23 protein-coding genes and 1 pseudogene are annotated in these 25000 nt (G+C 55.3%); 18 read left to right on the top strand and 6 right to left on the bottom strand.

The window, feature by feature from the left end:
* Positions 1-67: 67 nt before the first annotated feature.
* The 6 genes from OIS50_RS10220 (at position 68) to OIS50_RS10195 (ending at position 5999) form a co-directional block, all read left to right on the top strand.
* Entirely contained in the window at positions 68-1306 is a 1239-nt protein-coding gene (locus tag OIS50_RS10220; protein WP_264690538.1) for a glycosyltransferase family 4 protein, read from the top strand.
* A 112-nt stretch (positions 1307-1418) separates the two neighbouring features.
* Positions 1419-1778 carry an IS1 family transposase gene (locus tag OIS50_RS10215; protein ID WP_264690537.1) on the top strand — a complete coding sequence of 120 codons (360 nt, stop codon included), beginning with the start codon at positions 1419-1421 and terminating at the stop codon, positions 1776-1778.
* Positions 1779-1795: 17 nt separating this feature from the next.
* Positions 1796-2107 (top strand): IS1 family transposase, encoded by a 312-nt coding sequence (locus OIS50_RS10210; protein WP_264690536.1) that lies wholly within the window; start codon positions 1796-1798, stop codon positions 2105-2107.
* Positions 2108-2294: 187 nt separating this feature from the next.
* A complete protein-coding gene (locus OIS50_RS10205) occupies positions 2295-3524 on the top strand; it encodes a glycosyltransferase family 4 protein (protein WP_264690535.1) in 1230 nt (409 codons plus the stop codon).
* 67 nt (positions 3525-3591) lie between these two features.
* Positions 3592-4842, top strand: a complete 1251-nt coding sequence (locus OIS50_RS10200) for a glycosyltransferase (RefSeq protein ID WP_264690534.1) — start codon at positions 3592-3594, stop codon at positions 4840-4842.
* Positions 4806-5999 (top strand): glycosyltransferase family 4 protein, encoded by a 1194-nt coding sequence (locus OIS50_RS10195; protein WP_264690533.1) that lies wholly within the window; start codon positions 4806-4808, stop codon positions 5997-5999. The genes OIS50_RS10200 and OIS50_RS10195 overlap by 37 nt, the downstream gene beginning before the upstream one ends.
* Here OIS50_RS10195 and rffA read toward each other — a convergent pair.
* Together rffA and OIS50_RS10185 are read right to left on the bottom strand one after the other, a co-directional pair.
* Positions 5966-7123 carry a dTDP-4-amino-4,6-dideoxygalactose transaminase gene (gene rffA / locus OIS50_RS10190; RefSeq protein WP_264690532.1) on the bottom strand — a complete coding sequence of 386 codons (1158 nt, stop codon included), beginning with the start codon at positions 7121-7123 and terminating at the stop codon, positions 5966-5968. The two genes, OIS50_RS10195 and rffA, sit on opposite strands and share 34 nt — an antisense overlap.
* 1 nt (position 7124) lies before the next feature.
* Complete coding sequence (locus OIS50_RS10185; RefSeq protein ID WP_264690531.1) at positions 7125-8066, bottom strand: glycosyltransferase family 2 protein; 942 nt, start codon at positions 8064-8066, stop codon at positions 7125-7127.
* 308 nt (positions 8067-8374) lie between these two features.
* On the opposite strand from OIS50_RS10185, the gene OIS50_RS10180 reads away from it, so the two are divergent.
* From OIS50_RS10180 to OIS50_RS10170, 3 genes are read left to right on the top strand one after another with little or no spacing between them, the layout of a single operon-like run.
* On the top strand, positions 8375-9451 hold the full coding sequence (locus OIS50_RS10180) for a glycosyltransferase family 4 protein (protein ID WP_264690530.1): 1077 nt from the start codon (positions 8375-8377) through the stop codon (positions 9449-9451).
* Positions 9452-9462: 11 nt separating this feature from the next.
* Positions 9463-10485 (top strand): polysaccharide deacetylase family protein, encoded by a 1023-nt coding sequence (locus OIS50_RS10175; protein ID WP_264690529.1) that lies wholly within the window; start codon positions 9463-9465, stop codon positions 10483-10485.
* Positions 10482-11258, top strand: a complete 777-nt coding sequence (locus OIS50_RS10170; RefSeq protein ID WP_264690528.1) for a formyl transferase — start codon at positions 10482-10484, stop codon at positions 11256-11258. Before OIS50_RS10175 ends, OIS50_RS10170 begins: the two co-directional genes overlap by 4 nt.
* Positions 11259-11504: 246 nt before the next feature.
* On the opposite strand, the pseudogene OIS50_RS10165 reads toward OIS50_RS10170, so the two are convergent.
* From OIS50_RS10165 to OIS50_RS10155, 3 genes and pseudogenes are all read right to left on the bottom strand, one after another.
* A pseudogene (locus tag OIS50_RS10165) lies at positions 11505-12208 on the bottom strand (IS1 family transposase).
* Between the two features lie 46 nt (positions 12209-12254).
* A complete protein-coding gene (locus OIS50_RS10160; RefSeq protein ID WP_264690527.1) occupies positions 12255-13631 on the bottom strand; it encodes a hypothetical protein in 1377 nt (458 codons plus the stop codon).
* Between the two features lie 24 nt (positions 13632-13655).
* Complete coding sequence (locus OIS50_RS10155) at positions 13656-14927, bottom strand: tol-pal system protein YbgF (RefSeq protein WP_264690526.1); 1272 nt, start codon at positions 14925-14927, stop codon at positions 13656-13658.
* Between the two features lie 110 nt (positions 14928-15037).
* Between OIS50_RS10155 and OIS50_RS10150 the strand changes: the two genes are divergently transcribed.
* From OIS50_RS10150 to obgE, 5 genes are all read left to right on the top strand, one after another.
* The gene (locus OIS50_RS10150) at positions 15038-15952 is read left to right on the top strand and encodes a M20/M25/M40 family metallo-hydrolase (RefSeq protein WP_264690525.1); all 915 of its coding nucleotides are present in this window, start codon (positions 15038-15040) and stop codon (positions 15950-15952) included.
* Between the two features lie 109 nt (positions 15953-16061).
* A complete protein-coding gene (locus tag OIS50_RS10145; RefSeq protein WP_264690524.1) occupies positions 16062-18323 on the top strand; it encodes a sodium-translocating pyrophosphatase in 2262 nt (753 codons plus the stop codon).
* A 109-nt stretch (positions 18324-18432) separates the two neighbouring features.
* Positions 18433-18972 carry a hypoxanthine phosphoribosyltransferase gene (hpt, locus tag OIS50_RS10140; RefSeq protein WP_264690523.1) on the top strand — a complete coding sequence of 180 codons (540 nt, stop codon included), beginning with the start codon at positions 18433-18435 and terminating at the stop codon, positions 18970-18972.
* A 78-nt stretch (positions 18973-19050) separates the two neighbouring features.
* Entirely contained in the window at positions 19051-19674 is a 624-nt protein-coding gene (locus OIS50_RS10135; protein ID WP_264690522.1) for an adenylate kinase, read from the top strand.
* Between the two features lie 264 nt (positions 19675-19938).
* Entirely contained in the window at positions 19939-21045 is a 1107-nt protein-coding gene (gene obgE / locus OIS50_RS10130) for a GTPase ObgE (protein WP_264690521.1), read from the top strand.
* A gap of 14 nt (positions 21046-21059) precedes the next feature.
* Here the strand turns inward: obgE and OIS50_RS10125 are convergent, their stop codons facing one another.
* Entirely contained in the window at positions 21060-21548 is a 489-nt protein-coding gene (locus tag OIS50_RS10125; RefSeq protein ID WP_264690520.1) for a GAF domain-containing protein, read from the bottom strand.
* Positions 21549-21865: 317 nt separating this feature from the next.
* Here OIS50_RS10125 and OIS50_RS10120 point away from each other — a divergent pair, with 317 nt between their 5' ends.
* The 4 genes from OIS50_RS10120 to OIS50_RS10105 all read left to right on the top strand — a co-directional run bounded on the left by OIS50_RS10120 (position 21866) and on the right by OIS50_RS10105 (position 24976).
* Entirely contained in the window at positions 21866-22450 is a 585-nt protein-coding gene (locus OIS50_RS10120; protein WP_264690519.1) for a nucleotide exchange factor GrpE, read from the top strand.
* An 88-nt stretch (positions 22451-22538) separates the two neighbouring features.
* Positions 22539-23684 (top strand): molecular chaperone DnaJ, encoded by a 1146-nt coding sequence (dnaJ, locus tag OIS50_RS10115; protein ID WP_264690518.1) that lies wholly within the window; start codon positions 22539-22541, stop codon positions 23682-23684.
* Positions 23685-23843: 159 nt separating this feature from the next.
* On the top strand, positions 23844-24347 hold the full coding sequence (locus tag OIS50_RS10110; protein WP_264690517.1) for an RNA polymerase sigma factor: 504 nt from the start codon (positions 23844-23846) through the stop codon (positions 24345-24347).
* A complete protein-coding gene (locus OIS50_RS10105; RefSeq protein ID WP_264690516.1) occupies positions 24347-24976 on the top strand; it encodes a hypothetical protein in 630 nt (209 codons plus the stop codon). The genes OIS50_RS10110 and OIS50_RS10105 overlap by 1 nt, the downstream gene beginning before the upstream one ends.
* Positions 24977-25000: the final 24 nt, after the last annotated feature.

Raw genomic sequence — 25000 nt, 5'->3', positions numbered from 1 at the left:
AGAAAGCGGCCGAGAATTGGCGCATAACTTAGGGGCGAAATCAGGTTGTCGGTCCCAGAGTGTAACTATGAACGTATTGGTTGCCGTAGAAGAGCTAAGAGCAGGAGGGGCCCAGACTTTCGCATTGCGTTTTGCACAAGCTTTACAACAAGCCGGGCATTCGGTATGGTTGTACACTCTGTATTGGCAATACGCACAGGATTCCCTGCTTCGGAAGTTGGCGCCGGATGTCAAGCTCATTCATTATCAGCCGGGTTTAACGTGTGCTGATCTTATGCTGCAGCGGGCCGAAGGCTGGTTGGAGCGGCATGGCTATGACTTAAGTATTAGGTCTGGCATCCTGAAAAAGCATCTAAAACAGACGATTGAGCAGTACAACATTGATGTGGTAAGCAGCAATACTTTCCGGTGCGATGAGCTCATCAGCCAAGTATTGCGCGACATGCCTTCGGTACCGCTTGTAATCACCATGCACGGGGATTATGAGCAGTTCATGGAATTTTACAAGAAAGGTCAGGAGCACGTCATTCCTAATTACCCGGAACGTGTTAGCAATACTCTGCGGGCTGTACAGGGCGTAGCCTACCTCGCTGATTCTAATCTGGAGGTACTCCGACCTGAAGTGACACCGCAAGAAGTCACTGCTCATTTGGTGGTAAGGCGCATCTATAATGGTCTGGATGCTCACTTGTCGGGGCGTGCTGCAAGCCGCACGCGTGCAGCTTTGGGTATTGAGGCGGAAGCTTTGGTATTCGGTATGGTGGCGAGAGGAGTAGCTGGAAAAGGCTGGGAGCCGCTGGTGCAAGCCTACCGCCTGTTGCGGAGTGAAATCACTAAGCCCCTTGCACTGGTATTGGTAGGGGATGGGCCAGCACTAACTCAACTGCAGGCAGAATGCGCAACGGAAACGGATATCCATTTCACAGGCTTCGACGACAACCCTGTTGACTTTGTAACGGTGTTTGACGTAGGGGTTTTGGCTTCTTCGTTGCGCGAATGTCTGCCTAACTCCATTGCCGAATACTTGTTTTGCGGCAAAGCCTGCATTTCAACTGATGTGGGAGAGGTGAGGAACATGCTGCAGACGAGCACCGGCGAACAGGCTGGCCTGCTAATTCCATTTCCTGAAAGTGGTCTTGCTTCGGCTGATGAGTTGTACCAGGCCATGCGTCGCTATGCATTAGAGCCAGCGTTGTTGCAAAAGCATCAGCAACTAGCATCGGATGCATTCCAGAAATTTGACATGCGACGTTGCGTAGTGGCCTACGAACAACTGTACAACGATTGTCTAACAAATCGGCAGTAACGCGCGTATAGTCATTGCTAGGTTAAGCAAAAATTAGATTATGTTAAATCAACTATCCTTATAACAACTTTAGGGCATTGCTACACCGCGTAGATTCAGGTAACTTGGCCGTATGCAATGTACTCGGTGTGGCAGTGACTCGAACTGCAAAAACGGGCTGATGCGGGGCAAGCAGCGCTACCGCTGCCTGGCCTGCGGCTACAATTACACGGGCGGTGTGGGCGTGGCCTATCCGGACGAGCAGCGGCAGTTGGCGCTCAAGCTGTACCTGGAAGGCCTGGGCCTGCGCGCCATCGGGCGGGTGCTGGGCGTGTCGAACGTGACCATCCTGCGCTGGGTGCGGGCGTACGGCCAGCGTGCCCAACAGCAAGCGACCGACGCGCCGGGGCAGGCCGTGCGCATCGGGGAAGTGGACGAGTTGCACAGCTACGTGGGGCAGAAAAAAACGCCTGTTGGGTCTGGCTCGCGGTAGACCGGGAGCGAAAACAGGTGCTCGATGCCGTCGTTGGCGCCCGCGACGAGGCGACCGGCGCCCGGCTGTTCGCCTCGTTGGCCCGCCACGCGTTCCAACTCGTGTGCACGGACTACTACCGGCCGTACCGGGCCTTGGTGCCGATCCACTTGCACTACCGCAGCAAGGCCGAAACCACTTCGGTGGAGAGCTGCAACAGCTTGCTGCGCCACTACCTGGCCCGCTTCCGCCGCCGCACCAAGTGCTACAGCAAGTGCAAACGCATGCTGCTGCAAGCTGTCCTGCTGCTACGCGCCAAGAAAAACGGCACCTTAGCTATGCTGCTGTAGCAATGCCAACTTTAGGGTAAATAAGTATTATATATCTAATATTTTTGATGTAAAAATTGCTTTTTTCATGCCAAGTTATGATGCGTCTAATTTTGCATATAGAACGCTAGACTGGGTGTTGATGTCTGCAAAAGCAAATATTTTTTAAGCATCCTGAAAAAGCTTATTTTTCCCGATCTTTGCTAGCGTGAAAATTTTGCTTGCTATTGAAGATTTGCGGATTGGCGGCGCGCAGGTATTTGCATTGCGCTTAGCTCAGGCACTGCACCAAGCGGGGCATCAAGTGCGTTTGTTCAGCCACTATGCACATCACACCGATCAAAATCTAGTAAAGCGCATTGCGCCGGATGTTCCGGTAGAAGCTTTTGGCTCTTGCGGAATAGGGGGGGACTGGCTACTGCGCAAAACAGAGGGATTACTGCGGCGTTTTGGACGCCAGCCCTCTTTGCGTGCGCCTTTTGTTGCCCGTCGCATGCGCCGCATCATAGCCACTATGCAGCCAGATGTGGTCAACACGCATACTATATATGCGGATTATGTTGCCTCATTAGCATTGAAAAAGCGAAAACGCCCGCCACTAGTTATCACCATGCATGGTTGTTACGAGCTTTTCTTGCACAAACACGACGGTCAAGAAACTATTCGCCAAGGCAAAGTAGCATTGCATAACGCACAGGCAGTAGTGTACCTGACGGACAAAAATCTGCAGATATTCCAGCTGCCGGGCGTGTCAGCACCAGATGACCGCCTGCGTAAAATATACAATGGCTTTGCTGGAAAGTTTTCAGAAGAGAAACAACAGTGCACGCGCGAAGCTCTGCATATTCCTGCGGATGCCTTTGTGTTTGGGATGGTAGCCCGTGGAATTGCCCAAAAAGGATGGGGAGCAGCTGTAAACTCTTTTGAACGCCTTTCTGCCGATTTTCCGCAGGCCCACTTAGTTTTGGTCGGCCACAGTGATTATCTAGCCCAATTAAAAGCTCGGCACCGGCATCCGCGCATTCACTTTATTGGCTTCTCCCGCAACCCCATCGATTGGGTCGATTTATTTGATGTGGGGCTGCTGCCCAGTTACTTCCATGCCGAAAGTTTACCAAATTCCATTGCTGAATATTTATTCTGTGGTAAGCCCGTAATTGCTTCTTTGATTGGTGAAGTGCCTACAATGCTCGACACACCTATGGGTACTGCTGGCATCATCATCGACCAGTATAACTTCGAGCGAGTTGATGAACAGCAACTGGAACAGGCTATGCGCGCTTATTTGAGCACGCCTACACTCTTGGATATGCACAGGCAGCGCGCATTACAAGCATTTGAAAAGTTCCGCATGACCTACTGTTTGGATTCTTACGAAGCAATTTTTCGTGCAGCGATTGTTGTAAGCCGCTGCTCAGAGCCTAAAAAAGGCGGATGAGTTGTAAGCAGGTACAGGTAACCAAGGTTTGCTGTGGCAGTGCAGCTGAATTCACTACTCGCTTCTTATGAACAGATCTATGTCTTGTCAAGTACTCCTGCTCATTCCCAATTTAGGTTTAGGAGGAGCGCAGCGTGTATTTCACGACCATAGCGTAGAACTGGCCAAACATTACGACGTAACCGAAGCAGTATTCAACCTTGAGGGAGGAAACCTGTTTCCGAGCAACAATTCGGTAGAAAGCTTGGAAGTAGCTGGCGGCGGCTCAGCTCTAGATAAAGTCCGGAACTTTGTGGCCCGAATTACCCGGCTGCGCAACCTAAAACAACGCCTGCGGACGGACATCTGCATCAGCCACTTGGAAGGAGCGGATTACGTGAACCTGCTGAGCAAGGGTTCGGAAAAGGTTATCCTGTGTATTCACGGCTCAAAGCTGCACGACCAGAACATTCGGGGTGCCGTGGGTTGGTTGCGCAAAAAGGTGCTAATGCCCAGCCTGTACAATCGCGCCGACAGGATTGTAACGGTTAGTCGCGACATCAATCCGGAACTCATTAGTGGTTTCGGCGTGAAGCCCGAGAAAATACAGACGATCAATAACTTCTTCGAAGTAGATCGGATTACGGCAAAAGCGCAGGAGCCGCTTAGTGCCGAGGAGCAAGCTGTGTATGATTCGGCGCCGGTACTGGTGACTTCGGGCCGGCTTACCATTCAGAAAAACCAAGCGCCGTTGCTGGATAGTTTTGCCGCGCTGTTGCGAAAGCAGGCGGCCAAGCTCGTGTTTGTCGGCGACGGTGAATTGCGTGATGACTTAACCGCCCGCGCCCGCGCCCTAGGTCTGCGGGTATACGAGGCTTGGAGCAACCATCAGCTCACGCCCGATTACGACGTGTATTTCGTAGGGCTGCAGCAAAATCCCTTCAAGTACATCCGTCCGGCGGCATTGTTTGTGTTCCCGTCGGCTTGGGAAGGTTTTCCCATGGCCTTGGGCGAAGCAATGATTTGTGGAGTACCAGCGGTAACTACCGATTGCCCCACCGGGCCGCGTGAGATTCTGGCACCCGCTTCTAGCGCCCCCGCTCAACCCATTCGCCAAGCCGAAAGGGCTGAATTCGGCATGTTAATGCCCATGTTGAATCAGGCGGCAACGCTGGCTGCCGATCAGCAGGTGTGGACTGAGACCATTGCCGCCTTACTGAACGATGAAGCAGAGCGGCAGCGCCTTGGCAAGCTCGCTAGTCAACGGATGCAAGACTTCACCCGCGAAAAGATCTTCGGGCAATGGGTGCAAGCAATCAACGAGGTACTAGGTGCATGAGCGAACAATTGGTCAACCGATCGGTGCGCCCGGTCATCCTGGTTGCAGATAACTCCACTGCAGTAACCGGAGCCCTAAATGCGATGCGGGGTGCTACTGATCGTTTGCAGCATCAGTTCGAGTTTGTATACGTGCTGCCCAGCGGCAGCAAGGGCGTAGCTGTGCTCGAAGCCGCCGGCTACAAAGTGTACCAAGTGCCGTTTGTCGAGATAAGCAAACGGGTGCGCAACCTAGTATTATATCCGTTTATGCTGCTGCTGAATGGCTGGCGCTTGGCGCGTATTGCCCGCCGCGAAAAGGCTAGTGCGCTGCACATGAACGATTTTTACAACCTAACAGGGGTTATTGCACGGGCTTTTACGGCACTGCCTTTGATCACGCACGTACGCTTTCTGCCGCAAACGCAGGTACAGCCCCTGGCGCGGACATGGCGTTGGCTAGCCGAGCATGTGGCGCATCGCGTGGTGTGTGTGTCGCAGGCTGTGTACCGGTATTTTAGTCCGCTGCCACGCGTGCGGGTAATTGCCGATCCAATTCCGGGACAAGAAAAATACCCGCCCACCAGCGTAGCGCTCCGAACCGACGGAACTGTGCGGATGCTGTATTTGAGCAATTATATACCTGGTAAAGGCCAGAACTTTGCTCTTGAAGCCTTCAGGCATGCTTATGCCCAAGACTCCCGGCTGCGGCTGCGCTTTATGGGCGGCGACATGGGGCTGGAGAAAAACCGCGAATTCAAAGCCCAATTGGTAGCCGCAATGGCTGATGCTGGCTTAAGCGAAGTAGTAACGTTTGGCGGCTTCGAGTCCGATGTAGAGGCCGTTATCAAGCAGGCCGATATTGTGCTGAATTTTTCTGAGTCGGAGTCGTTCTCGCTTACTTGCTTAGACGCGCTCTTTTTCGGCACACCGCTGATTGCCTCGGATTGTGGCGGACCGGCGGAGTTGTTTGAGCATGGGCGCTCCGGGCTGTTGGTGCCCAACCGCGATGTGCCTGCCATGGCTGAGGCCATGGTGCGCCTCGCCGCCGACTTGCCTTTGCGCCAACAGTTTGCCGAAGCCGGACGGGCATTTGTGCGGCATAAGTTTAGTCCCGAAGCTACCTACCTGCAGTTGGGGGCGCTTTACGAGGAGGTTTTGCGCAAACGGTCGAAGTAGTTAACCACTGCCTCGATTACGCGCAGCTGGTCGTCTTCGGAAAGCTCGAAATACAGAGGCAAGCGCACCAAGCAATCAGCAAACCGTTGGGCGTTGGGCAGAGGCCGACCGTCGTGCAGTGCTTGGTAGTACGGGCTGTCGTGGAGCGTTTGGTAGTGAAAAACCGCCAGAATATTCTGCTCGGCTAGGTGCTGTATTAACTGCTGGCGTTCGGGTAGGTTGCGGCACACCAAGTAGAATATGTGCCAATTGTGCTGCGCGTACGCCGGTACAACGGGTAACAGGGCTAGGCCTTCGGCAGCAATTTCTTGAAAGGCATGGTAGTAGCGGTGCCACTGCTGGCGCCGTTGCTCAAGTATTCTAGCCTTTGCCTCTAGTTGTGCCCAGAGATATGCAGCGTTCAGCTCCGAAGGCAAAAACGACGATCCGACATCAACCCACTGGTACTTGGCAGCCTCACCCCGAAAAAAAGCGGCCCTGTTAGTGCCCTTTTCCCACATGATTTCGGCCCTAGGTGCTAGCTCGGGCGAGTTGACGGCCAGCAGCCCGCCTTCGCCGGCAATCAGGTTTTTGGTTTCGTGAAAGGAAAATGCTGCTAGCTGACCAAAGCTTCCTAACGCTTTTCCTAGGTAATAACTCTCGATGGCCTGTGCGGCATCCTCAATCACTGCCAGGTTAAAGCGTTCAGCCAGGTACATAATTGCAGCCATATCGCAGGAAACACCGGCGTAGTGCACGGGTACGATAGCCCGGGTACGCGGCGTAATCAGTGATTCGAGTTGCGAAACATCGATGTTGGGGTGCTCGGCCGAACTGTCGGCAAACACTATGCGTGCACCACGCAGTACAAAAGCATTGGCGGTTGAGGTAAACGTAAACGAAGGCACTACGACCTCGTCGCCGGGAAGTAAGTTCAGCAACAGAGCTGCCATTTCGAGGGCTGCCGTGCCGCTGGTAGTTAACAGCGCTTTGTGGATGTGGTACTGTTGCTCGAAGTAAGTTTGGCACTGCTTGGTGAACCGCCCATTACCCGATAATTGCCCTGCCTTAATTGCTTCCTGGATGTACAGCAACTCGCGGCCCGACTGGTAAGGTTTGTTAAAGGGTATGTGCGTCGGCGTCATGTCAATTACGCGGGGTAGTGGCAGCTATTACGTACAGTGGCCGGTTGCGTACGCCTTCGAATGTTTTGCCTACATAAAGCCCTACAATCCCGAGCACCAGAATAATCAGCCCCGAGAAAAAGCTCATGAAAATGAACAAGCTGGCATAGCCGGGCACCGTAATTTGGCCTAGGGCAAAACGAAGCAGCGTAATCAACCCGAGCAAAAAGGCCACCACCGAAATCAGCAAGCCGGTGTAAACCGTCAGGCGTAGGGGTTTATCGGAATAAGCCAGCATGATGTCGGTAGCTAAGCGAAGCCTTCGACCTAGGTTGTAGGTGGAGGGGCGTTTGCTCTCCAGGTGCTGCACGGGTAAGCTGCATTGCCGAAACCCCGCCCACTGCACCATGGTGGGGAAGTAGCGGATGCTCTCGCGCAATTGCCGTACCGTATCGATTACGCGGCGATGGTATAGGCCGAAGTTGGCTATTTCGGGATTTTGCTTCACACCGGTGAGATAAGATAAGGCACGGTAAAACAAGCGTGAACTAGCGCGTTTCATCCAGTTGTCCTGTCGGTGCTGCCGGGCAGCCAGTACCACGTCGTAGCCGCGCTGCGCGTGCTGGTAAAGTGAAACTATCTCTTCCGGACGGTCTTGCAGGTCGCAGTCCATAACGACCACCCACGTGCCGGCAGCCAAGTCTAGCCCGGCGGTAATGGCGTGGTGCTGCCCAAAATTTCGGCTTAGTCGAAGCCCTCGTATGTTGTTACTGCGTGCAGCGTGCTTTACAATAAGCTGCCAGCTCTCATCAGTGCTGCCATCGTCGATTAAGATTATCTCATAGTCGGTGGAAACCTGTGGCAACACAGTTTCTAATCGCTCAATCAGCTCTTGTATAAGACCTCCGGCTTGATACACCGGACTGATAACTGATATAAGCGGCGTACTAATAGAGACTGACATTGGTTGAGGTTACAGACCTAAATAAGACCAAAGATAGCTATGGCCTATTGTTGAGCGCCGCAAGGCAGGCGAATTGAGAAAGGCCTGACCGTTTAGCTTTCGCAACTAAGAGCCTGTTTGGGTATTGGGGCATGTTGAGCTAGCGAAGCAATGATACTAGAAGGCTGCTATCAGTAGAGATGCTTCGACTGGGCTCAGCATGACGATCGAGGGGTCGTTCTGGCAAAACCCAAACGCGCTTCAAGAATCTTGCGCTTGCCGTACCTTTGCAACCCAATTTGCGGCCACTGCCGTGTATAGTCCCAGTCATGCACATTCTTTTTCTGGTCCCATACCCTCCCGGAAAGGCGCCCTCACAGCGTTTCCGTTTCGAGCAATACCTCGGTTTTTTGCCTGCAGCCGGACATACATGGCGCATGGAGCCCTTTTTGTCTGATAAAACATGGGCAGTCCTTTACCAATCCGGCCATACCCTCGCCAAGATATTAGGTATACTAGCTGGGTTTATGCGTCGTATTTGGGTATTGCTGACACAGGTACCCAAGGCTGATTTTGTGTTTATTCACCGCGAAGCTGCTCCTATCGGCCCCCCGTTATTCGAATGGCTCATTGCAAAGGTGTTTCGCAAACGTATTATATACGACTTTGATGATGCCATCTGGATGAAAGACCCGGCCGGGGAGCGAACCTTCATAAGCAGGCTAAAATGGCAGCAAAAAGTAGGCAGAATATGCCGTTGGGCATACAAAGTAAGCTGCGGCAATGCCTACTTACGAGATTATGCACAACAGTTTAACGCGAATGCCATTATTAACCCAACTACCTTAGATACCGAAACTCGTCATAACCGCATACGTGACCAATACCTGCCGCAGCGGCCGGTTATTGGTTGGACCGGTACTCATACAACCCTTCGGCACCTGGACTTGATTTGGCCAGTTTTAGAACGATTGGAGCAAGAGGGCTTTGAATTCGATTTCAAGGTTATTTCAAACCAAGCTCCTGAATACGCTGGGTTGCGGGCACTTTCGTACATCCCTTGGCGCAAGGAAACCGAGATTGAAGATTTACTGCAATTTCACTTAGGGCTCATGCCACTGGTAGACGACCCCTGGGCTCGCGGCAAGTGCGCGTTCAAAGCCCTGCAATACATGTCATTGGGAATGCCTGCCCTCGTATCGCCGGTAGGCATGAACACCGAAGTAGTACAACAGGGTTACAATGGGTTTGTATGTGATACACCCGACGAATGGTATTCTTCGTTACGTAGCCTGCTAAGCGACCAGGATTTGAGGGCTCAGTTAGGAACGGGGGCTCGTCGTACAATCGTTGAGCGGTACTCCGTTCTTTCAAATCAAAACAATTTCTTGGCTCTGTTTAGTTAAGAAAAGGATGTATGCATAGGACTGCAAACTGGCCTGAGCTGCGAGAGCCAGGAAAATTCGTTATATCCCTTGACTTTGAGCTCAACTGGGGAGTGCGCGATCAGCAAACGCTTGAACAGTATGGTGCTAATATTCTGGGTGTGCATAAGGCTATACCAGCTATGTTGGCTGTGTTTTCTGAATTCAACCTGCGGGCAACTTGGGCTACGGTAGGGTTTTTGTTTTGCAAAGACAAATCTGATTTATTAGCGCATTTGCCAAGCGTTCGGCCTGAATACGTTGATAACAACCTGTCGCCTTACCTGGCCCTTGATGAGATAGGTGACAACGAAGAAAATGATCCTTATCATTTTGGCTTTTCGTTGCTAGAAAAAATCCGACAAACGCCAGGACAGGAAGTTGCCACCCATACTTTCTGTCATTATTATTGCTTAGAGCGCGGACAAACCGCCGAAGCATTTAGGCACGATTTGGCTGCAGCTGTTCAAATAAGTCGTGAGCAGGGATTGGAGGTCCGCAGTTTAGTATTTCCACGCAATCAGAGTAATTCTGATTACTTCGATATTTGCCGAGAATTTGGCATAACAAGTTACCGCGGAAATGAGCCTTCGTGGATATACAAGGAGCGAAATGAGGAAGACCAAAAACTTTACAAACGCGGTGCCAGACTGTTGGATGCATACATCAATATTTCTGGCGAAAATTGTTATTCACTCGAAGATATAGCACGTTCTAGTCCTTATAACATACCGGCTAGTCGGTTTTTGCGGCCTTGGTCAAAAAAATTTAGTTTTTTGGAAAGTTTGCGTATTAAGCGCATCTTGAATGGAATGGAGTATGCCGCGCGCCATGGAAAGGTATTTCATTTATGGTGGCATCCGCACAATTTCGGAATAAACTTAAGCGAAAATATTTCCGTATTGCGCCAAATTGCTAGCTATTATCAGCAGCTACGCGCCAAATACGGTATGGAAAGCCTTTCCATGAATGATATTGCTGTTCGTCTTCAAAATCTTAAAGATATAAATGCATGAGTCAGTCTATTAGCGATAATAATAAAATTGTTATTCTGGCAGGTCCGGGGGAATCGACAAACATCCTGTTTCATGCCTTAAACCAGGAGTTTGGCGTCCATAAAATCATCATTGAGACCCCTGTCAGCCAAAAACAGTTGCTTAAACGTAGGGCGGAAAAACTAGGATGGAATACTGTAGTAGGACAAATTTTATTCAAAGTGCTGATAGCGCAGCCTTTGAAAGCTTCTTCGCAGAAGCGGCTAAATGCAATTAGGGCTTCGGAGGGTTTGGATAATAGTCCTATACCAGAAGAGTATATTACCCGTGTGTCTTCGGTAAATAGCCCGGAGTGTATAAATCAGTTGCAAGGCATAAAGCCCGATGTTATTGTCGTGAATGGCACCCGTATAATATCAAAGAAGGTGCTGACAAGCGTGAATTGTAAATTCATTAATACCCATGCTGGAATAACTCCGCTTTACCGTGGCGTGCATGGTGGGTATTGGGCTTTAGCCAACAACGATTCAGCTCATTGCGGTGTTTCAGTCCACCTAGTAGATCCGGGTATTGACACAGGAGATATCATCGATCAAGCGCTGATTAATCCTACGTCAGAAGATAATTTTGTGACATACCCGCTTTTGCAGTTGGCCGCGGGTTTACCATTATTGAAAAAAGCGGTGCGGGATGCGTTGATTGGTGCTTTACAACTAAAAAATGCTCCGGAAGGAAAGTCTCGTTTGTGGTCGCACCCTACACTGGCAGAATACTTGCGTAATCGCACTCGGTAATCTTTTTATGCGAGCCGGATCTGCTTTGTTAATCTCGCCAAATGCTGCAGCGAAAATCTAGGGATAGATGTGTTTGGGACTTTTGGCGTGCAGTACCACATAACATTGTAGAAAAGCACTCCTTTCTGGGTAACAATACAACCTGCCTGACTGTCCGAATTATAAATTGCTTACTGCCAATAACAATAGATGGCTAGCGCATAATATATTCTGCGCTAAGTATATAAATAGGTATTTGGTAGTGGCTCAGGTAGGCTGACGCGTGGCGTTGTAGTCGTGCAGGAAGAGGTTCACGCAAGCGTCGAGCAGCTTCAGGGAGCGGGAGAACGAGAGCGACTTGCGCACCAGCCGGCCGAGGCGGGCACGCAGCGTGGCGTTGAACCGCTCGACGTGGTTCGTGGTGCCGCGGCAGGTAGCCGGCAGGTGTTGGCGCCAAGGTACCACACCCATGTAGGCTTCCCACAAATCCGTGTAGCACCAAGCCCGGCGGTACTCGGGCGGTAGACGGCGCCATAACTTACGCGCCGTGCGCCGGCCACGACAGCCCAGGGCGTAGGCGACGACCTGGCGCGTGCGCCGGCACCGGGCTAACCACAACCACACCTTCTGCTGCTTGCGGCCCACGAACGTGCACAACTCGTCCAGCTCCAGCCCGTCAACGGGCCGCGGCGGCCAGCGTCTGGCTCAGCGGCGGTAGGCTACGGGCTTTTTTTTAGCCACGCCGTGACCGTCTGGCGTGAAACGCCGAAGATGCGCGTGAGCCCGCGCAGGCTGGTGCGTTCCTGGTAGGCGCGCAGGATTTCGGCTTTCCGCGCCTCCGAATAGGCGCCTTTACCCGGTGCCGAGCGGCTGCTCCGCCCACACGCGCGGCAGTGGTAGCGTTGTTTGCCGTTGCGCGCCAAGCCGTTTTTGCGCAGCGCCGAAGCGCCGCAATACGAACATGCTTCCATGTTCACTTATACGTACGTCAGCCTACCTGAGCCACTACCGGGTGTTTTACCCAGGGGTAGTCAGTTGTTTAATTTCGCTGGGTTTGGTAAGATGTACATTTGGCGCGACCCGCCGGCGTGCCACTTTTTTACTGAACTGCATGTGCTGCATGATGTACAGCGCACTTAGGTAGAAAGGCATAAGTGGAATTTTGTACCGGACTAAAGTGCCAAAATTGCCGCTGCTAATACCAACTCCAATGGCAAATACAATGGAGAATAGGAAGCTGAACGATAAGATGGGGGTGCTAATGATTGTGCTTAAACCCTTTATCAATCCTGCTCGGTAAAACAAAGACAATGTAAGCCAGATAAACATCGTGGCTTCAATAGCAGAAAGCAGCATTACTGGGTTACGCACCTCGAATAAAAAGGGGCGGAAGATAGACACAACTACTGCTTGCGGTGCCACTTTCAGTGTAGATGCCAGAGATCCATCGAACTCTCCAATGTTGTAAACCGAGCCGCTGGCCACGTAGGTACTCAAGTAAGTATGGGTAATACGAGCTCGTTCGCCGAGCTTCTCTACATCGTACTTATCGTCGCCAGCCGTGAGGTTGGTCGCCCCGAAATAACCTGCCACGACCCCTAACGCTAAGAACAGCGGCTTAAGCAAGGCACGTAGGGCTGCGGATTTGATACGGCGGTTGTTTTCGGTGAATACCCAGATAAGCGCTGCTGGCAGAAACGAAAGCAGGATGTACACCTTAACCGATATGAGGACGTACGCACCTAAGGCGCCTAGCAGAGCTGCTGTGGTCAGGTTTTTCTTGGCAATGAATACGTGGTAGAATCCGTAGAACGTCCAGCCGAGGGCACCCATGCACAGCGAGTCCTTCATGAGCCCTGAGCCCCAAAAGAACACCGAAGGCAGGAAAAACACGGCAATGGCCAGCTTTTTATAAGCCAGTGGGTAGATTTTCAAAAACGTGACGTACATCGCCCACATCCCACAAAAGCTAACGAAGGCAAAGCACAACGCAATTACGGCGTAGCTATTGAAGCAAAGTAGCGAGAATACGCCAGCTACCTGTGCAATAAAATACTCGGTGGGCGCATCATACCAATACATGCGCGCGGTGTAGCGAAGCATGTCGGCATCGGGCGGGCTTTGGGCCATGAGTACCTTTAACCCAGTGCCAAATGAACCGCCAAAAGCTTCGTGAATTACCTTGACGTGGTGAAAGTAATTGAAGGTGTCGCCCCCGCTGTAATAGAACTGGTAGATCAGTCCTAATCCAATCGCCCCAATAAACTTAACCGTAAGGGCGGGGATAAAGTAGCGGCGCGTAAGTGCGTTGGTGTAGCGCTTACGGATAGCGAATGCAATACCGTAGAAAATGCCTAGGTAGAGAGGCGTCAAAAAAAGGTCCTTCAGCTCCATAGCTCCTAGGTAAGCGAAAAGGCCTTAACCTTTCTTGTTCTTCTTCAAATAAGCCCGGGCCTCGCGGTACTGTTCGCTTTTGTGGTCGGCTTTATTGTGTACCACACCATAGTAACGTACGGCGGCCTTTACATCTTTGGCCTTATCGGCGATGCGGGCCAGGTTGAGGTTGGCGTAGAGGTAAAACCCGCCGCTGGTTTCGTTGGTGCTTTCGGCAAACACGATGCAGCGCTGGTAGTACTCCTTGGCCTTGTTGATGTCCTTGTATTTGTTTTGCATCAGCCAACCTAGGAAGTAGGTGGCGTAGCGGCCGCTGATGCCCTCGTAGCCCGGAAAGCCACGGTTGATTTTGTCCAGAATTTCGCGGCTTACCCGTTCGCATTCCCGAAACTCGCCCTCGTTAAAGCACAACAGCGCGTAGAAGCGTTGAAAGTAGCCGTTATCGGGGTAGTTGGTGGCCAGCGAGCGGGCAATGGGCATGGCCGCCGTGGGGTTGTTCTCCTCGTTGTTGAGGATGCGCATCAAAAATACTTTCGCCTCGGGACCTACATACACGCCGTTATCGGCCACGTTGCGGAGTTGCTGCAGGCCAAGCTGTTTGTTGCCCTTCGGGAAAAGGAGCAATACAGGCTTGAGCAAGGGGTAATTATCCGGAATCCAGACGGCGTAATAGTTGAATAACGCCTGCCCGAACAAGAACTCGGGGCTGAGGCCGTTGGCTTCTTTGCTCAGCTCCAGGTATTTGAGGGAACGTTTGCTTGATACCGTAGCTTTTCGCCAGTTGGCGCGCTCGGCATTCAGGCGCGCATCGAACCCGTACGAAGCGGCCAGGAAAAAGCAGGCCTCGTAGTTGCGGTTGTCTTGTTCGTATAGCTTTTCGGCCTTCACGATTGCCGTATCCATGTAGGCAAAAAACGGCCGGTCGTAGAGCGTGGTCTGGATGTTCGTGGGCATGATCTTCCACCATTGGCTGAGGCCTAGGAGGAAGTACGGCATGGGGTGGTTGGGATAGCGGCGCCGAAGCGAGCGGAATTGCTTTTCGGCCTTGTCGTACTTGAAGTTGTACAGATTGCGCACGGCCCCGTCGAGCTCCAATTGGATGTCCTTGTCGAGCAGCAGCCAGCCTTTGGTGTCCACTGCGCCGGGAGCCACATCAACGTTTTCCAGCTGAATGTTGCGAATGGGCGCGTTGCGCTTAGTCGTGTCGGCTGATTGGGCGGCTGCCGCGCTTGGCAAGGCCAGCAGCAAGCCAATTACCACATACAACCACAGGATAAAACGCAGATGAAAACGCATGGATTAATCTAAAGGAAACGGAAGGCGGAAAGACAGCCAGCGCTCCGCTACCAAACGGAACAGCTAAAATACGCTATTTAGGTTAGAATTTGGACAAAATAGCCTCTTCTATGAATCTGCTGCACACGTTATGCCGCATAGCGGCTCCCTCAGGCCACGAAGCCCCGCTCACCGAATTTGTGCTTCGTTACGTTGCAGAGCAAGCGCCGGCCTGGCGAGTTCAGCCAACGGTGTTGGCCGGTGGAGAGTTTCAGGATTGTATTATTCTGGTCTTCGGCCAGCCCAGAACAGCGGTTTTCGCGCATCTTGATTCGATTGGGTTTACGGTGCGGTACGGCAAGCAACTGGTGCGCATCGGCGGCCCGGATGCCGAAACGGGCTACCGGCTGGTGGGGCAGGACGCGCAGGGGGAAATTGATTGCACGCTCACGGTAGACGAGAAAACCGGGGCCTTGGGTTATGAGTTCAACCGCGAGATTGAACGCGGGACGGAACTGACCTTCCGCTGCGACTTCCGCGAAACCGACGAGGCCGTGCAAAGCTGCTACCTCGACAACCGCCTGGGTGTCTGGACGGCCTTGCGGCTGTGCGAGACGCTGGAGCATGGCATCGTGGTCTTCAGCTGCTGGGAGGAGCACGGCGGCGGCTCGGTGGCGTACCTGGCCGATTACATCTACAAGCACTACGGCGTGCGCCAGGCGTTGGTGTGCGACATTACGTGGGTTACCGAGGGCGTGCACCCTGGCCAGGGCTGCGTCATCTCGCTGCGCGACTCTCTCATTCCGCGGCGCTCGTACGTGGAGCGCATCCGCCGGATTGCCAAGGCCTCGGGCATTGCGCACCAGCTGGAAGTGGAGGGCAGCGGCGGCTCCGACGGCAAGGAGCTGCAGCACGGCGCCCAGCCCTGGGACTGGTGCTTCGTGGGGGCTCCGGAAGACAACGTGCACACCCCCGACGAGATTGTGCATAAAGCCGACATCGACAGCATGTTGCGCCTCTACCAGGTGCTCATGCAGGAGCTGTAAGCTGGACGCAAGAAGGAAATAGTTGGGCTTGTGGGTAAAAAGCCTATTTTTCAAGCGCCAACCTGTGCTATTCTCACTTTTCCTTCTTCCTCAACCCCAACACCGCTTTATGACCATTCTCTACCTCGCACCCGGGCTTGGGCTGCTGGCGCTGCTTTACACAGCGCTGCGCTCGGGCTGGGTTGCCCGGCAAGATGCCGGCGACGACCGCATGCGCACCATTGCCGGCTACATTGCCGATGGCGCCATTGCCTTCTTACGAGCTGAATACCGTGTGCTGGCCCTGTTTGCGCTGATTGCCTGCGTGTTTTTGGGCCTGATAAGCGTGGGCAACGAACGTTCGCACCCCCTTATCATCGGCGCTTTCTTGCTGGGCGCTGTTTTCTCGGCCACGGCGGGCTATATCGGGATGAAGATTGCCACCAAGGCCAACGTACGCACGGCGCAGGCAGCACGCACCAGCCTTTCGCAGGCGCTCAAGGTGTCGTTTGCGGGTGGCTCGGTTATGGGCATGGGCGTTGCCGGTTTGGCCGTGCTCGGCCTGGGCGGCTTGTTTATCGCCTTCTACTACCTGTTTGTGGGCAATGCCAGCGCCAACGGCCCCGAAATGGAGCGTGCCCTTGAGGTGCTCACCGGTTTCTCCCTAGGTGCCGAAAGCATTGCCTTGTTTGCGAGGGTAGGAGGGGGCATTTACACCAAGGCGGCCGACGTGGGAGCCGACCTGGTGGGCAAGGTTGAAGCCGGTATTCCGGAAGACGACCCGCGCAACCCCGCCACCATTGCCGACAACGTAGGCGACAATGTGGGCGACGTAGCCGGCATGGGTGCCGACTTGTTCGGCTCGTATGTGGCTACCATTCTGGCTACCATGGTCCTAGGTCGGGAAGTAGTAGCCGCCGGCGACAACTTCAACGGCCTGTCGCCGATACTGCTGCCGATGGTAATTGCGGGCCTGGGCATCGTGTTCTCGCTGATCGGAATTCTGTTCGTGCGGGTGAAGGAAGGCGGCAACGTGCAGGGCGCCCTGAATATGGGCAACTGGATTTCTATTCTGCTAACCGGCGTTGCCTCCTGGTTTGTGATTCACTACATCTTGCCCAGCGGTACCCTCGGTATGAACCGCCTGGGCTCGGCGCCCTTCACGGCTACCGACGTGTTTTGGGCCGTGGCCGTGGGCCTGGTGGTGGGCGCGCTGATGAGCATGATTACCGAATACTACACCGCCATGGGCAAGCGCCCGGTGCTCAGCATTGTGCGCCAAAGCAGCACCGGCCACGCTACCACCGTAATCGGTGGCTTGGCCGTAGGCATGGAGTCGACGGTGCTGCCCATCATCGTGCTGGCGGCGGGCATTGTGCTGTCGTATGAGTTTGCGGGCCTGTACGGCGTGGCCATTGCCGCGGCGGGCATGATGGCAACTACCGCTATGCAGCTGGCCATTGATGCCTTCGGGCCGATTGCCGATAACGCCGGTGGTATTGCCGAGATGAGCGAACTGCCCAAGGAAGTACGCGAGCGTACCGACATTCTGGACGCGGTGGGCAATACCACGGCCGCTACGGGCAAGGGCTTTGCCATTGCCTCGGCGGCGCTTACGTCGTTGGCGTTGTTTGCCGCCTTTATGGGCACGGCTAACATCAATACCATTGATATCAGCAACGCCCGGGTGCTGGCGGGCTTGTTTATCGGGGCTATGGTGCCGTTTATCTTCTCGGCGTTGGCTATTGCGGCTGTGGGCCGGGCCGCCATGGCCATGGTGCAGGAAGTACGGCGGCAGTTCCGCGAAATTCCGGGCATTATGGAGGGCACCGGCCGCCCCGAGTACGAAAAGTGCGTGGCTATTTCAACGCAGGCCGCCATCCGGGAGATGCTGCTGCCGGGTGCTATTGCCCTTATTTCGCCCATCATCATCGGTTATGCTTTTGGGCCCGAGGTGCTGGGCGGCACGCTGGCCGGCGTTACCGTTTCGGGCGTGCTGATGGCCATGTTCCAGAGCAACGCCGGCGGCGCCTGGGACAACGCCAAGAAGTCGTTTGAGAAGGGCGTGATGGTGAACGGCAAAATGGAGTACAAGGGCTCCGACGCCCACAAAGCCTCCGTAACCGGCGACACCGTAGGCGACCCGTTCAAGGACACCTCGGGCCCGTCGATGAACATCCTGATCAAGCTGATGAGCATCGTGTCGTTGGTGATTGCGCCGCACATTGCCCGCGAGGGCAACGTGCCGGCCGAGCGCGGCGTGGCGCCGGCGCCGCTGCGCCCGGCCACCGAGCAGGTGCTGCCGGCTGCCAAGCCCCAGGTGCGCTACGCCGACCTAGGCACCGAGGCCGGGCGCATCGTCCTCACCTCGTTGCTGAAACGCGCCGAATAGGGCCCCGGCAACGTATGACAAGGGAGCAGCCTTCCTGCCAACCGGGAGGGCTGCTCTTTTTTGTCGTACCTTCGCCGCACTTTCGCCCCCACGCCAATCCACCCCTGGCATGCCTCAGGCCACTATCTCGCTGCATAACAAAGAGTTTGCTCCCTATCTGTCCGAAGCTCAGCTGATTGCTGCTGTGCGCGCAGTGGCCCAGCAACTCAACCGCGACTACGCCGGCAAAAAACCTTTGCTGCTGGCCGTGCTCAACGGCTCGTTTATGTTCGCCTCCGACCTGATGAAGGAGTTAAGCATCGACTGCGAAATCAGCTTCATCCGGGTGGCGTCGTACCAGGGCACCAGCAGCACCGGCGAGATAAAGGAAATCCTAGGTCTGCAAGAGGCCGTAGAAGGCCGGCACCTGGTGGTACTGGAAGACATTGTTGACACGGGCCACACCATGAAGGCCCTGCTCGAGCAATTGCAGGCCAAGCAGCCGGCATCGGTTGAGGTGGCGACCCTGCTCATCAAGCCCGAATGCCTGCAACACCAGCTCAACATCAAGTACCAGGGCTTAGCCATTCCGAACGACTTTGTGGTGGGCTACGGCCTCGACTACGATGGCCTCGGCCGCAACTACCGCGACCTGTACCGCGCTGTGTAGCGCGCCCAGACTTGGCTAATCTTTCTTATATTACACTCGCCCCCGTTTTTCTCACAATCCCTCCCGCTTTCTCGCGTCATGCTTAATATTGTGTTGTTCGGCCCTCCCGGGGCTGGTAAAGGAACCCAGAGCCAAAACCTCATTCAGCGTTATGGCCTGGTACACCTCTCCACCGGCGACTTGCTCCGCTCGCAAATTGCTCAAGGCACCGAGCTTGGCCTCACGGCCAAAAAACTCATGGATGCCGGCGAGTTGGTGCCCGATGCGGTGGTGATTGGCATGATCGAGACGCAACTGGCCAGCAACCGAACCGCCGGCGGCTTCATCTTCGACGGTTTTCCGCGTACGATTCCGCAGGCCGTGGCGCTCGACGAGCTGATGCAGCGCTACGACACCGGCATTTCGTGCATGATTGCCCTGGAGGTAACCGAAGACGAACTGGTGAAGCGCCTGCTCGAGCGCGGCAAAACCTCGGGCCGCCCCGACGACCAGAACGAAGAGCTGATCCGGCGCCGCGTGGTGGAGTACAACACCAAAACCGCCCAAGTGGCCTCGTACTACGCCGAGCAGGATAAATTCCACGCTGTAAACGGCATCGGCTCCATCGACGGCATCTTCCAGCAACTCTGCCACCTCATCGATTCGCACCAGCCCGCTACGGTGGTTGATGGCAGCCAGGCCGCCGACGAGGTAAAAGCATAACTTTGCGGCGTGGGTTTGGCCTGCCGAACCCGCTACCGATACCATCCCGTCATCCTGAGCCAAGCGAAGGACCTTATCACGCTGGAACGGTGTTTACCAAACCCGTTCCGTCCTGACAAGACCCTACGCTTTGCTCAGGATGACGGCTTTATTGGAATGAGTGGATGAACGGATGAGCAGATGAGTAGATACGCGGCCAACCCCGCGCAACTCATCCATTCATCCGCTCATTCGCTCATTCACTCATCCAATTACTGACCGCCTGTGGCTTCCAACAACTTCATCGACTACGTAAAAATCTGCTGCCGCTCGGGTAGGGGCGGAGCCGGTTCGCGCCATATGTTCCGCGCCAAAGGCAAGCCCCTAGGTGGCCCCGATGGCGGCGACGGTGGCCGCGGTGGTCATATCATCCTCAAAGGCAACAAGCAGCTCTGGACACTGCTGCACCTGCAGTACAAGAAGCACGTAATTGCCGGCCACGGCGAAGGCGGCGGCGAAAACCTGCGCACCGGCGCACAGGGCGAAGACATTATCCTGGAAGTGCCCCTGGGTACCATTGCCCGCGACGCCGAAACGGGCGAAGTGCGGGCCGAGATTACCGAAGACGGGCAGCAGATCATCCTGACGCCGGGCGGCCGCGGCGGCCTCGGCAACGACCACTTCAAGTCGGCCACCAACCAGGCGCCAACCTACGCGCAGCCCGGCGAGCCGGGCCAGGAAGTCTGGAATATTCTGGAGCTGAAGCTGCTGGCCGACGTGGGTTTGGTGGGCTTCCCGAACGCGGGCAAAAGCACGCTGCTGTCGGTGGTTTCGGCTGCCACGCCCAAAATTGCCGATTATGCCTTCACCACCCTGGTGCCCAACCTAGGGGTGGTAGGCTACCGCGACTACCAGTCGTTCGTGATGGCCGATATTCCGGGTATTATTGAGGGGGCGGCCGAGGGCAAAGGCCTGGGGCTGCGCTTTTTGCGGCACATCGAGCGCAACGCCACGCTGCTGTTCATGATTGCGGCCGACTCGCCGGATATTGCCGCCGAGTACCAGGTGCTGCTGAGCGAGCTGGAGCAGTTTAATCCCGACTTGCTGGAAAAGCGCCGAGTGCTGGCCATCACTAAATCCGATATGCTGGACGAGGAGCTGGAGGCCGAAATTACGGCCACGCTGCCCCACGATGTGCCGCACGTGTTCATCTCCAGCATCACCCAGAAAAACATTCAGAAGCTGAAGGACCTGCTCTGGCAGCAAATTCAAGAAGCCCGCCGCGAAGACCCCAAGCCGCTGCGCCACAGCATTTGGGTACAGAAAAGCAACGACGACGCGGACGAGTTCGAAGACGACGAGCAGGAATTGTCGGAGGACCAGTTCGACTAGTGCCGCCAACCGACCTAGGAAGCCGCTGGCCTTAGCTGCGCATAAAACAGCTGGGCGGCGGCTTCGAGCAGGGGCAAATCGGTGCTGCGCTCCTGGCAGCGCTGCATGTCGTAGTGGCAAAGCGTGCCGAATGGCTGGCCTTGCCCATCGCGGATAAGCACTCCGCAGTACGACACCACGGGTGTATCAACGATGCCTTTCACGCGCAAGTCGGTGGAGGCATCGTTTATTTCCAGGGGTTGTTGCTGCCGGCCCACCAACGAGCAATATGTTGCCTCCATGGGGGCATCGGCACCTTTCTCCTGCGTGGGGTTGTAGCGGTCGTACAGGGCCTCGTTGCGGAGCGTGTCGCCATCGAAGCGGAAAATACCCGTGTAGCGGTGCGGGGTGCGGTTGTTCAGGTATTTGAGGGCAGCGTGAATGCCGTGCAGGTGCAGAATGTGAGTAAACTCGCTTACCTCAAGCTGCATGGTTGAGTCTTGTAGTTGAGCGGTGGTTGTCATGGCAGGCGAGTGAACTTGGTGTGTAGGAGGACTGCTTTGGGGCAGCGGGCGGCGCTGTAAAGATACTTAGTCAGTATTAAGACTATAAACATTTTCAGAGCGAAATGGACCCCGGTGGCAGCGCAAACTATCGCCTGCAGCCGGGTGCGCCAATTGGCCGGCCAAGTGCGGCTGGCTGCGTTACTTTGTCTGAACTAAACCACCTAGGGCTGAGGTTTCTGTGCCACTATGTCACCACGGTGGCGTTTGGCAGGCTCCTTGTGCCTGCAGGTGTTCTGAAAAGGAACACCCATCCCCTGAAATAGAAGCTGTAAGGAATGGCTGACGCACAATATCCGCACACCGAAGAGTCGCAGCAAACCAATGGCGCGACCAACCACGCCGACCACGTAGCCGGCGAAATGTTTGACGAGCAAGCTACCGCCGAAACTGCCGACAACGGCGGGGCCGCGGCCGATGCCTCGCGTGCCGACCAGGAAATAGCCGATTTGAAAGACAAGTACCTGCGCCTCGCGGCCGAGTTCGAGAACTACAAGCGCCGCACCACCAAAGAGCGCGCCGACCTGTTCAAGACGGCCAACCAGGAGCTGATGATGGTGCTGCTACCCGTGCTCGATGACTTTGAGCGGGCCCGCCAGCACACCCAGAATACCGACGATGCCAATGTGGTGCGCGAAAGCATCGACATCATCTACGGCAAGATCACGAAAGCCCTGCAGCAAAAAGGCCTGCAGACGATGGAGACCAAAGGCGGGGCGTTCGACCCCGAATTGCACGAGGCCATTACCCAGATTCCGGCTCCGTCGGAAGACCTGAAGGGCAAGGTGGTCGACGAAGTGGAAAAGGGCTACTACCTCGGCGACAAAGTGATTCGCCACGCCAAGGTGGTGCTAGGACAGTAAATTTTTCTGGTAGTAGGTATTGGGTAGTTGGACTTAGGGCCAACATGATCTTAACACCTGATACTGAATACCTAATACCGACAACGTCATGTCGACGAAGCGAGACTATTACGAGATACTGGGCGTAGCCAAAAACGCGTCGGCCGATGAAATCAAGAAGGCGTACCGCAAGGTGGCCATCAAGTTTCACCCCGACAAGAACCCCGACGACCCTTCGGCCGAAGACAAGTTTAAGGAAGCCGCCGAGGCCTACGAGGTATTGTCGGACGACCAGAAGCGCGCCCGCTACGACCGGTTTGGCCACCAGGGCGTAGGCGGAGCCGGCGGCAACGGCCACGGACCGAGCATGGAGGACATCTTCTCGCAGTTCGGCGACATTTTCGGGGGCGGCGGCTTCGAGGGCTTTTTCGGCGGCGGTGCCCGCAGCCAGGGCCGGCGCGTGCGCAAAGGCTCCAACCTGCGCATCAAGCTGAAGCTCGACCTCGACGAAGTAGCCAACGGCGTTGAGAAGAAAATTAAGGTAAAGCGCTACACGGCTTGCAACACCTGCTCGGGCACGGGCGCCAAAAATGGCACCGAGGTGCACGATTGCGGCACCTGCCACGGCCAGGGCCAGGTAAAGCGCGTGGTGCAAACCATGCTCGGCCAAATGGTGAGCAGCAGCACCTGCCCCACCTGCCACGGCGAGGGCAAGGTGGTAACGAACAAGTGCGACGTGTGCCACGGCGAAGGCCGCCAGTTGCAGGAAGAAATCATTCCGATCAACATTCCGGCGGGCGTGGCCGAGGGCATGCAGCTGAGCATGAACGGCAAAGGCAACTACCCCGAGCGCGGCGGCGTACCCGGCGACCTGCTCATTCAGATTGAGGAGGAGCCGCACGAACTGCTGAAGCGCGACGGCAACAACGTGGTGCTCGATCAGTACATCTCCATCATCGATGCGGCCCTAGGTGCCAGCGTGGAGGTGCCCACCATTGAGGGCAAGGTGAAGGTGAAGATTGACCCGGGCACGCAGGCCGGCAAAATTCTGCGCCTGCGCGGCAAAGGCATTCCCGACCTGAATGGCTACGGCAAAGGCGACCAACTGATTCACATCAACGTCTGGACGCCCAAGAACGTGACCAACGAGGAGCGCGCCCTGCTCGAAAAGCTGCGTTCGTCGCCCAACTTTACGCCCAGCCCCGGCAAAAACGAGAAAGGCTTCTTCGAGAAAGTGAAAGAGTACTTTCAGTAAACCCCTGGCACCCTAGGTGCTACCGAAGCCCGATCTGCTAAGCAGATCGGGCTTTTTTGTTAGGCTTGCGAAACCCGCTGCTCTACCACCAGAAAAATATTCGGGGCTGGGTGTAATGCGTGCGCAGCAGGGGCGATTAATTCGTCGACTTAGTTGCTCATGAGCCCTGCCGCACCCTCATCTGCCGAATTTACCGCTCGCCTGGCCGAGCATCAGCCGTTGCTGTGGCGCGTGTGCCGCATGTACTGCCCCGATGCCACCGATCAGCAGGACCTGTACCAGGAAATTGTGCTGCAGCTGTGGCGCGCGTGGCCCCGCTACCAGCCCGGCGCGGCCAAGCTCAGCACCTGGCTCTACCGCGTAGCCCTCAACGTGGCCATATCCGATTTGCGGCGCCGCACCCGCCACCCCGGTACCGCCGAGCTCGAGCCCGATGCCCCCTACGCCGCCCCGCCCCCCGACGACCTAGGCGACGACCTGGCCCAGCTGTACCGCGCCATCGAGCGGTTGTCGGAAGTAGAGAAGGCCTTTGTGCTGCTGTACCTCGAAGAGCGCAGCTACGAAGAAATGGCCGATATCCTCGGCATCACCCAAAACAACGTGCGCGTGAAAATGCACCGCGTGCAAGAGAAACTTCGCACCCTGTTTGTTCGCCTCGTCTGATGGAACTTGATGACCTGCGGCGCCGCTGGCAACAAGCCGCGCCCACCGAACCCCGGGCCGCTACCGACGCGGCTAAGCTGGAACGCCTCGTGAGCCGCCGCTCCCAAAACGCTGTGGCCAAGATGCGCCGCAACGCCTGGCTGGAAATTGCCCTCGCTGTTGCCTTCGTGCTCGGAGCCGGCGCAAGCCTAGCCGCCGGGGTTACGGGGCAAGTGCGGGCCATGTTGGTGTACCTCGTGGTGGTGTGCCTGCTCAGCGGTTTCTACTATCACCGCAAGCTGACGGTGCTCAATCGGCTGGCCGATTTTTCGGGGGCGGTGCACGAGCACGTAGCGAGGCAGTTGGCCGGATTACGCGGGCTGGTGCGGCTTTACTACCGGGTTACGCTCTGGTCGACGCCAGTGGCGATGGGGATTTGCATCTTTTACATCGCGGGCGAAATCATGCAGCGCCTGAGCGGACGCGCCCTGTGGGTGGCGCTGGGCATAACGGGCTTGATATACCTCCTGTTTAGCGTGCTCATGTTTTTCGGAATCCGCTGGTTTACGCGTTGGTACCTGCAAACCCTGTACGGCCAACACCTCGACTACCTCGAAACCTCGCTGCGCGAGCTGAGCGCCGAGGAGTAGCCGCGCAGTCTGAGTTATCATTTC

Source organism: Hymenobacter sp. YIM 151858-1 (genome assembly GCF_025979705.1).
Classification (GTDB): domain Bacteria; phylum Bacteroidota; class Bacteroidia; order Cytophagales; family Hymenobacteraceae; genus Solirubrum.
This window is presented reverse-complemented; position numbering and strand designations above follow the sequence as displayed.

Coding starts and splice junctions, on each gene's coding strand:
- OIS50_RS10220 (WP_264690538.1), top strand. CDS start 68: ATGAACGTATTGGTTGCCGTAGAAGAGCTAAGAGCAGGAGGGGCCCAG.
- OIS50_RS10170 (WP_264690528.1), top strand. CDS start 10,482: ATGAGTCAGTCTATTAGCGATAATAATAAAATTGTTATTCTGGCAGGT.
- OIS50_RS10150 (WP_264690525.1), top strand. CDS start 15,038: ATGAATCTGCTGCACACGTTATGCCGCATAGCGGCTCCCTCAGGCCAC.
- OIS50_RS10110 (WP_264690517.1), top strand. CDS start 23,844: ATGAGCCCTGCCGCACCCTCATCTGCCGAATTTACCGCTCGCCTGGCC.
- OIS50_RS10145 (WP_264690524.1), top strand. CDS start 16,062: ATGACCATTCTCTACCTCGCACCCGGGCTTGGGCTGCTGGCGCTGCTT.
- OIS50_RS10215 (WP_264690537.1), top strand. CDS start 1,419: ATGCAATGTACTCGGTGTGGCAGTGACTCGAACTGCAAAAACGGGCTG.
- OIS50_RS10120 (WP_264690519.1), top strand. CDS start 21,866: ATGGCTGACGCACAATATCCGCACACCGAAGAGTCGCAGCAAACCAAT.
- hpt (WP_264690523.1), top strand. CDS start 18,433: ATGCCTCAGGCCACTATCTCGCTGCATAACAAAGAGTTTGCTCCCTAT.
- OIS50_RS10135 (WP_264690522.1), top strand. CDS start 19,051: ATGCTTAATATTGTGTTGTTCGGCCCTCCCGGGGCTGGTAAAGGAACC.
- OIS50_RS10175 (WP_264690529.1), top strand. CDS start 9,463: ATGCATAGGACTGCAAACTGGCCTGAGCTGCGAGAGCCAGGAAAATTC.
- OIS50_RS10160 (WP_264690527.1), bottom strand. CDS start 13,631: ATGGAGCTGAAGGACCTTTTTTTGACGCCTCTCTACCTAGGCATTTTC.
- OIS50_RS10180 (WP_264690530.1), top strand. CDS start 8,375: ATGCACATTCTTTTTCTGGTCCCATACCCTCCCGGAAAGGCGCCCTCA.
- OIS50_RS10125 (WP_264690520.1), bottom strand. CDS start 21,548: ATGACAACCACCGCTCAACTACAAGACTCAACCATGCAGCTTGAGGTA.
- OIS50_RS10155 (WP_264690526.1), bottom strand. CDS start 14,927: ATGCGTTTTCATCTGCGTTTTATCCTGTGGTTGTATGTGGTAATTGGC.
- dnaJ (WP_264690518.1), top strand. CDS start 22,539: ATGTCGACGAAGCGAGACTATTACGAGATACTGGGCGTAGCCAAAAAC.
- OIS50_RS10195 (WP_264690533.1), top strand. CDS start 4,806: ATGGGTGCAAGCAATCAACGAGGTACTAGGTGCATGAGCGAACAATTG.
- OIS50_RS10200 (WP_264690534.1), top strand. CDS start 3,592: ATGAACAGATCTATGTCTTGTCAAGTACTCCTGCTCATTCCCAATTTA.
- rffA (WP_264690532.1), bottom strand. CDS start 7,123: ATGACGCCGACGCACATACCCTTTAACAAACCTTACCAGTCGGGCCGC.
- OIS50_RS10105 (WP_264690516.1), top strand. CDS start 24,347: ATGGAACTTGATGACCTGCGGCGCCGCTGGCAACAAGCCGCGCCCACC.
- OIS50_RS10185 (WP_264690531.1), bottom strand. CDS start 8,066: ATGTCAGTCTCTATTAGTACGCCGCTTATATCAGTTATCAGTCCGGTG.